Source organism: Aerosakkonema funiforme FACHB-1375, from assembly GCF_014696265.1.
Taxonomy (GTDB): domain Bacteria; phylum Cyanobacteriota; class Cyanobacteriia; order Cyanobacteriales; family Aerosakkonemataceae; genus Aerosakkonema; species Aerosakkonema funiforme_A.
This window is the reverse complement of sequence record NZ_JACJPW010000197.1, coordinates 1-8,138: the sequence shown is the minus strand read 5'-3', so window position 1 is coordinate 8,138 and position 8,138 is coordinate 1. Positions and strand designations below refer to the sequence as shown.

The 8,138-nt window shown below is 46.4% G+C and carries 8 protein-coding genes and 1 pseudogene; 8 read left to right on the top strand and 1 reads right to left on the bottom strand.

The window, feature by feature from the left end; all coding sequences use genetic code 11:
• The first annotated feature begins 332 nt into the window (after window positions 1-332).
• The 5 genes and pseudogenes from H6G03_RS36235 (at window position 333) to H6G03_RS36215 (ending at window position 4,159) form a co-directional block, all read left to right on the top strand.
• Window positions 333-1,133, top strand: coding sequence for a Ycf66 family protein (locus H6G03_RS36235; protein ID WP_190475641.1), 801 nt, complete (start codon window positions 333-335; stop codon window positions 1,131-1,133).
• Window positions 1,134-1,140: 7 nt separating this feature from the next.
• Entirely contained in the window at window positions 1,141-1,704 is a 564-nt protein-coding gene (locus H6G03_RS36230) for a TolB family protein (RefSeq protein ID WP_456057598.1), read from the top strand.
• 60 nt (window positions 1,705-1,764) lie between these two features.
• Complete coding sequence (locus tag H6G03_RS36225) at window positions 1,765-2,286, top strand: TolB-like translocation protein (RefSeq protein ID WP_190475636.1); 522 nt, start codon at window positions 1,765-1,767, stop codon at window positions 2,284-2,286.
• Window positions 2,287-2,446: 160 nt separating this feature from the next.
• Window positions 2,447-2,686, top strand: a pseudogene (locus H6G03_RS36220) (zinc ribbon domain-containing protein); the annotation flags it as partial.
• 24 nt (window positions 2,687-2,710) lie between these two features.
• On the top strand, window positions 2,711-4,159 hold the full coding sequence (locus H6G03_RS36215; protein ID WP_190475634.1) for a trypsin-like peptidase domain-containing protein: 1,449 nt from the start codon (window positions 2,711-2,713) through the stop codon (window positions 4,157-4,159).
• A gap of 124 nt (window positions 4,160-4,283) precedes the next feature.
• Here the strand turns inward: H6G03_RS36215 and H6G03_RS36210 are convergent, their stop codons facing one another.
• Window positions 4,284-5,312 carry a succinate dehydrogenase/fumarate reductase iron-sulfur subunit gene (locus H6G03_RS36210; protein ID WP_190475632.1) on the bottom strand — a complete coding sequence of 343 codons (1,029 nt, stop codon included), beginning with the start codon at window positions 5,310-5,312 and terminating at the stop codon, window positions 4,284-4,286.
• Window positions 5,313-6,001: 689 nt separating this feature from the next.
• Between H6G03_RS36210 and H6G03_RS36205 the strand changes: the two genes are divergently transcribed.
• The 3 genes from H6G03_RS36205 to H6G03_RS36195 all read left to right on the top strand — a co-directional run bounded on the left by H6G03_RS36205 (window position 6,002) and on the right by H6G03_RS36195 (window position 8,056).
• Window positions 6,002-6,436 carry an AbrB family transcriptional regulator gene (locus H6G03_RS36205; protein ID WP_190475630.1) on the top strand — a complete coding sequence of 145 codons (435 nt, stop codon included), beginning with the start codon at window positions 6,002-6,004 and terminating at the stop codon, window positions 6,434-6,436.
• Between the two features lie 143 nt (window positions 6,437-6,579).
• Window positions 6,580-7,386, top strand: coding sequence for a CPBP family intramembrane glutamic endopeptidase (locus H6G03_RS36200; RefSeq protein ID WP_242057076.1), 807 nt, complete (start codon window positions 6,580-6,582; stop codon window positions 7,384-7,386).
• A 94-nt stretch (window positions 7,387-7,480) separates the two neighbouring features.
• On the top strand, window positions 7,481-8,056 hold the full coding sequence (locus H6G03_RS36195; RefSeq protein WP_190475626.1) for a GTPase domain-containing protein: 576 nt from the start codon (window positions 7,481-7,483) through the stop codon (window positions 8,054-8,056).
• The last annotated feature ends 82 nt before the right edge of the window (window positions 8,057-8,138 follow it).

Genomic DNA, 8,138 nt, shown 5'->3' with positions numbered 1-8,138 from the left:
GTTAATGACAAAAGGTAGACACATTGAGTAGCCGTGTGAAGCGAAAGTTTCACGCACGGTTTCGGATGAGAGGGGCGGAGTGGTAACACTCCCCTCGACTCTACCCCAAGAGTCTCCTAAGCGATAGCCGGATTGTCTTGGAAGCCCACACTATATCCGTTTCGGATTAGTGTGGGAGATGTCACTTATCATGCCAAGCTAGAGTGGAGTTGTGCATCTTAACTCGCTATCTAAATAAGGGTCTGGGGGCTACACGACTCCGACTTCAAGGAAGTAGGGTTGGGAGGATGTCAACAAACTCGCTAGCATAGGACTGACTGAGGCAAGAGGCCATGATCAACGTAAATTTTAACTTAGCGAGTATGTCGGGCATTGTTCTGGCGCTTGCCGGAACTGCCCTATATGCTCTGAGAACTTGGCGACCGGAGTTATCGCGAGACTCGGACATCTTTTTTTCGGCAGTGTCTTTACTGTGTGGCGGGATTTTGCTTATTTATGGATGGCGGTTCGATCCAATCATGCAGTTCGGTCAGGTTTTGCTGACAGGAGCTACCATATTTTTTGCTTTGGAAAATATTAAACTGCGGGGAGTTTCTACAGAACAAGCAAAGCGCAATACACCGATCGTAGATAAAGAGCGCCCCGTGAGCAGTAACTACAGGGTTTATCAGGATGCGGAACTCGATGCACTCGTACCCGATGAAGAAGATCTGATGCGTCCCCGCCTGCGAGGAGATCGAGATTCCAGAAGTTCTCGTAACGGAGGAAGCTACGGTACTGAAAGCCGTCGCCGTCCCTCAAGTCGGAACAGCAATTCCGATAAACTCACTTCTACAGAAACACGCCGCAAACGTCGCCCCCGTCCGGAAGCACCATCCTCTCAATTAAGCGATGAGTGGGGAGATGCGGGTAATAATGTGGAAGATGTACCCCCTCGCGGTAGCACTCGTTCGAGGAGCGACGAACGCCGTCGTCCTGAAACCGCTTCATCGCGTGACCGCCGTCGTTCTGTGGAAGATTCCAGTTACGATCGCTCAACTAGAAATGTAGAACCTACAAGCGATTATGTGGATTACCAACCGATCGATCCGAATGAGGATGAGGAGGATAATTCCAACAATTTCGACAAATAGAAAGCATATTAAGAAATTAATGCCTAAAACCCCAGCCCAGCGCTGGCTGCATTGGGGAATAACTTTGACTGTGGCTGGCTTGTTTGTTGCCTGTAGTACGATGCCAAATCCCCTTAGCTTGGGCTCTCTCAACAGCGGATACAGCGAAGAGCAACCGGCGTTGAGTGGAGACGGGCGCTTTTTGGCGTTTGTATCTAACCGCAATGGCCGGCGGGGAATTCTGCTGTACGATGTGCAGAGGCAGCAGTTGATGGATTTACCGGGATTGAATCGTCCGGGGGAAATCGCAGAACATCCCAGCCTCAGTTATACAGGTCGCTATATTGCTTACATCGCTGACGATCGAGGTAGAGGGATCGTAGCGGTATACGATCGCGCCATTGAGCGATCTCAACCCCTCACATTATGGTATCGAGGTCAAGTACGACATCCAAGTATTAGTCCCGACGGTCGATATATCGTGTATGAAACTGGCAGTCGCGGTCAGTGGGATATCGAGGTAATCGATCGAGGGCCAAATATTGAGTTAGATATGGCCGATAGTCCACCATCGGCAGAAATTAAAAATTAGAATCTCAAAATAAAAAAACGGAATTGACAATTGTTGATTGTTCGTTAACGGGTCGCCTTTGTGAAGCGGTTTATCTTATTCTCGGTTATTACTACTCTAAGTCTAACTGCTTGCAGTACTTATCCCACCATCCAACAACTTCCCTTCGATGCGGGAGAAGGAACTATTAACAGTCCTGCTGCTGATATGGAACCGCAAATCGGCAGTCGCTACATTGTCTTTAGCTCGGATCGTAGGAGGCGTCAGGATATTTATCTTTACGATATAGTGGAGCGGCGTTTGCTCGATTTGCCCGGACTAAACTCCTTCGATGCGATCGCAACTCATCCTTCTATTTCCCAAGATGGTCGTTATATCGTCTTCGCCACCGTTCGCCAAGGTCGATCGGGCATTGCTCTGTACGATCGCCAAACGCGCCTGTTACGCAACCTCACAGCCAACTTGCAAGCAGAAGTACGAAATCCTACAATTAATGGAGATGGTACTATAATTGCTTTTGAAACCAGCGTCAATGGACAATGGGATATTTTAGTTTACGATCGGTATGGAAAACCTTTGGGAGTACCTACAGATCCTCGTTAAAATTAGCAATTGCTGCTCAGACGATCGATAAATCAAACCGCGATGAAAATTTCTAGCTAAATCCATCCAATGCGGTGATGCCATCCTGGGAACAAAATAAGCTATAACCGCGTTCAAGTATCGTAATAAACATCATATCCTAGTTGAAGGTTGATAGCCATTGAAACATAAAGCATTTGAATATAGCAAAGTAGTGCTTGATGTTAACGAAGCTTATACATCAAAAACTGTTAGCTGGACAGGCGAAATTATCGAGAAATTAGGCGGGGCTAAATTCATCAAGTCTCAGATTGATAATCGTGTTATGAACCGAGACTTGAATGGTGCGCGAGGAATCTTTCTTCGTGCATTGGTTGATACGCCTTGGTTGAGAGACAACCTCAACTTATGTATTTGTTAGCTTTTGTTAGCAAAAAAGTATCGGATGAATAAGAAACTTCTATCTTTAATTACATCAGGGATATTAAGTGCGGGAGCCGCGATCGGTCTTACCGGTATTAACGCTATTGGCATCACCAGTCTGCTATCCCTCGATTGTGCGCCAGCACAAGCCCAAGACGTTGACGAACAAATTAATGTTCGAGTCTACCAACGCGCCAGTCCCGCAGTGGTATCTGTAATCGTGGGCAATGGGACTGGTAGTGGTAGCATCATCAGCCCAGACGGTCTCGTTTTGACCAACGCTCACGTCGTACAAGACTCCCGCCGCAGCGTATCGGTCGTATTGGCGGATAATAGGCGATTTCAAGCAGATGTGATTGCGTTTGGGAATAATGGTGTTGACTTAGCTGTCCTCAAAATTCGCGGTGCCAGCAATCTGCCTACCATTCGTTTGGCGCGTAGCGGTTCGGTGCAAGTGGGACAGCGAGCATTTGCGATCGGCAATCCGTTCGGTCGATTTGCCGGCACTTTCACTGTTGGGATCGTCAGCCGTCTTGACAGAGAACGCGGCTTGATTCAAACTGATGCTGCCATCAATCCGGGCAATTCGGGAGGGCCACTCCTGAACAGCCAAGGAGAATTAATCGGCGTCAACACGGCGATTTTTACTAACAGTCGTACTGGTGGCAACATTGGGATCGGATTTGCGATTTCTGTAGACCGTCTGATGCCTTTCTTGGCAGCAGTGCGGGAAGGACGCGCTCCCCGCGTCACTCAGCGACAGCGACCTAGAACAACTGGCAATCCGCCGCAGAGTCTGGTACTGAATGGTGTACCTATCAACGATAGGCTTGGCCCAGGCGATAACATCTTGCCGGTGGATAATAGTTTTTTTAAAGTTTATAGCTTTCAGGGAACTGCCGGTCAACAAGTGGCGATCGAAATGATCAGTCGGGAAATTGACCCATTTTTGATTCTCATTGGCCCCAATCGTCGCGAAATAGCGCAAGATGATGACTCTGCGGGCGGCAAAAATGCCAGAATTGCCGTGACCTTGCCCATGTCAGGCACTTATTTGTTACTTGCCAACTCCTATGAGCCAGGTGAATCGGGGAGTTTCATTTTACGTGCCTTAGCTTCTGGTGCCGGTCGCCGGAATCGCTACAGGGGAGAAAATTTCATCTTACAGCAAGAAGGTGTGCTTGGCCCAGGTACGGCGGTACTGCCTTCTGATGGCAGTTTTTACAGAGTCTATTCTTTTGAGGGTAATGCGGGTCAATCGGTGACGATTACCCTAGAAAGTGCTGATTTCGATCCGTATCTGGCTCTTTTAGGGCCAGACGGTCAGAAGTTGGCAGAAAATAACAACGTTACTCAAAACGATCGCAATTCTGTGCTTACCGTCACTTTACCTCGTGCGGGTGTGTACCGGGCAGTAGTTAACGCCTACAAAGCCGGAAGTCGAGGTCGTTATCTGCTGACTATTCGCTGAAGAAGGGCTAGGGGCTAGGGGTTAGGGGTTAGGGGCTAGGGAAAAGGAAAAAGGGGAAAGGGAAAAGGGGAAAAAATTAATTATGCCCCTCTACCCCTCTACCCTAGCCCCTAGCCCCTAACCCCTAATCTCTTTTTTCCTCCAGTTCCCGAACGGATTCAATTAACGATCGCACTTCTTCAGTACCGGCAGAAGGTTCAAATCGGAAGGGAAATTTGCCTCCGATCAGCATCCGCAATCCCAATGGCCCCAAGCTAATCAGTCCTTTAATATCCTTAAAAGAGTTACCGACAACCTGCAAACCAAACTTGCGTTCGTCAATCCAGCCGCCTTGTTTAACTAGCTCTACCAATACTTTACGGTGGCGAATCGATCGACTGTCTTGCTCATTCTTGCGAGCGAGAATTTCATTTTTAATTTCCCCAATGCGATCCATCGGCGCTACATCCATCGGACATACTGCGTTGCAGTAAAAACAGCGGGTGCAACCCCACACCCCCTTAGTACCTTGATTGTATTGTTCTAGACGAGATTCTGTTCGATCGTCGCGAGAATCTGCTACCATCCGATAAGCTTTAGCTAAAGCGTGAGGCCCGACAAATTCTGGGTTGACTTCGCGGGCATTGCATTCGGAATAACAAGCGCCACAAAGAATACAATTGCCTGTGCGATCGAGTCGCGATCTCTCTTCGGGTGTTTGCAGAAATTCCCGTTCTGGAACTTGTCTTGCACGAGTACTCACGTAAGGCTCGACTGCTTCCAGGTTATCCCAGAAACTTTGCATATCGACGACCAAATCTTTAATCACCGGCATATTGCCCATTGGTGCGATCGTAATCTCTGGGATCGATTCTGGTAATATATCAGTCGGATCTAAATTTGTCGCGCTAGCGGTTACCTGTTGCAGACGAGAAAGTTCGCTGCCAACATTTTCTTTACAAGCTAAAGCCGATCGACCGTTAATCCGCATCCCGCAACTGCCACAAATGGTATTGCGACAATTTTTGCGAAACGCTAAACTTCCATCTTGTTCCCACTTGATACGATTCAGGCAATCTAGGATTGTATTCCCCGCTTCTACATCCAGCTGATAAGTCTGAAAGCTAGGGCCAGTATTCTCGTTCTGCCTGAAAATTTTAAAAATAACTTGCATTGTCTGGAACCTTATGTCAATATCTAAATCCGCAGTAGCAAAAAGCGCCTTTTCTCCAGAGCTAGCTGTACCACTATTTCTAGTGTAAGCTCGAACATCTCAACCCCGGCCAAGCACAGCACAATTTAGTTTCATTGGCAAGGGGATACTGCTTTTTTAAATTAGCTTCTACCAACCACTCTAGAAGTATAGTTCTGTCTGTTTGAGTAAATCTTCTTAAAGATAGATTTTTATTTTTCAAATGTCCCAAAAAGTAATGAAATTTGGCTTAAAGAGGAGGAACGTTACTTAGATAGCAGAGCAACCTCTAACTTGAGTGGTGAGGTAGATAGACTTCAGCCACCTTCAAAACGGCTGTTTCTCCTGCCAACTATTCAGACATCATTAAATAAGACGTTGTTTCTCCTCGTTGAGAGCAGTAAATCAATTTTTGCAGACATTTACTCCAAATTTTGTAACGGGATGTATCTTTTTGGGGGGAAATCTGCTCGATCGCCTTTGTCGAGAAGCACTACAAGCGTCAAAAGTCGAGTCTGGAATTACCAAAGCACAAAAAAATATTTAATTTCGAGTATAGTTCGCTCGAAATAGTTGCCAAAATACCCACATTTAAGGATATATTCTTTATATGGCTAAACTTGACAGCCTAATCTATTAACTAAGCTAAAAAGCGTAGTTTTCACAAACAGATGACTGAAACTGCAACAGCACCATTAACAGGAAAGGCACTTCTTCAAAAAGTAAAAGAACTTTCCCACTTACCCAGGCGCGAAACGGCAAAGCGCTGCGGGTACTACTCGGTATCGAAAAATAACCAGGCCCGCGTCAATCTGACAGATTTTTATGACGCTCTGTTGGCGGCGCGGGGTATTCCTCTCGATCCGGAAGGAGCGAAAGACGGTCGCGGTCGCGAAGCGACTTATCGAGTTAGCGTCCATAAAAACGGTCAGATTGTTATAGGCTCGACCTATACGGAGTCAATGGGATTAAAGCCCGGTGATGAATTTGAAATAAAACTGGGCTATAAGCACATTCACTTGATCCAAGTTGATGCAGATAAAAATGGGTCGAGGAATGGTAAAGTAGCAGCCGAGGAAGGCGAGGAAGGCGAGGAAGAGGAATAAAAATCCCAATCGCACTTGACGCTGATTCACTGACACCAAAGCAAAGGGGGCGGTATGATTGCTTCCTTTCCAGCTAATGTTTGAAATCCCCCGATTGATGCGGTGCAGTGGCAATGAACCTATTTGAGCGCAGAGTTGGGGCAATGCTATTATTCGTCGCTGAAGCTCCAGCACTTTTGAGGGCGATCGCTTTTTTGTTAGTATGGGTGATATGTTGGTTGCCCATAGCTATTCCTATAGCGATCGCACTCAAATGGCATCCTCCCAAACCATTGGAAGCAAAGCAAAAGTTGCCTTTATTGGCATCCCTTTACCTAATTGCGCCTCTATTATTATGGGGAATAGCTGGGGTGGAGGGGGTGTCTTTCTCAAATTATGGTATTACACTCAACCCTAGAATTTTATTTTCGATGGGGTTGGGTCTTGCCGGAGGTGCGATCGGTATTGCGATCCTATTTGCTATACAATGGGCGTTAGGCTGGGTTGATTGGCAGATAGAAAAAGATACAAAACTCTTACAAATTCTGCTCACTACCCTGTTAATAGGGTTGTGGGTAAGCGGGACAGAAGAGTTAATTTTTCGCGGTTTCCTGCTGAACGAACTTCAGCAGGATTATTCTATATGGATAGCAGCGATTATTTCCAGTTCGATATTTGCCTTGCTGCATTTGGTTTGGGAAATTCGGGAAACTTTACCGCAATTACCGGGACTGTGGTTGATGGGAATGGTATTGGTATCGGCGCGGTTAGTAGATAATGGTAGTTTGGGTTTGGCGTGGGGATTGCACGCGGGTTGGATTTGGGGTATTGCTACGATCGATACAGCTAAATTGGTTAAATATACTGATAAAGTTTCGCCTTGGATAACGGGTTTTTGGGAGAAACCTTTGGCGGGGGTAATGGGAATTTTGTGTTTGTTGGCAACTGGGTTGGTGTTGATGAGGATTTGATAAAGTCGGTTTCTGAACTGATGAGTGCGTATTATCACAGCCCTAAAATGAAAACCAGTGGTAAAATAGCCGCAAGTTTCGGGTGTGGTGCTGGATGAGCGTGGTGGTGATAGGCGATCGACAAGTCGGGAAAACAAGTATGGTCATAGCCTTGCATGACCCAGGTACTAAGCACGTCAAAGTGCTTACCGACCTGAAAAAATATTACGATCCCGATACTGGTCTAATAGCAGGTACTTCTAGGAAAGAGGAAGAAACCTTGCTAGTGGAAGTTAAGCTACCGGGAGGGGAAAGGGAAATCCAAGTTCGTTGGATAGATACTCCCGGTGAAGCTTGGGAAAAATCTAAAGAGTGGCAAGAAACAAAATTGGCGGCTTGGCAGGGTATCCAAACAGAAGTCCGTAAAAGTCAAGCGGTGCTGCTCTTGCTGCCTCCCCAGCGTATCACAACGGAAGAAGAACTGCGGCGTCCAGATGCTTGGACTAATAACTTGGCAAGCTGGCTGCAATTTTTCAATCAAAATTGTGCTACAGTCCAACACATTCTGATTTCGATTCACAAAGCAGATTTGTTTTGCGACTTTCAAGCTGAAGCCAAAAGGTGGCGATACGAACAATCGAAAGGAATGCGTTGGATTGAATACAATAGAGATCTCCAACATATAAACTAAACTGCGATCGCCAATGGTAAAATAGAGTTTTACCTTCCCCAAAATGAGTCAACTGAGAGAGTACATAGAGAAGCATCCATCA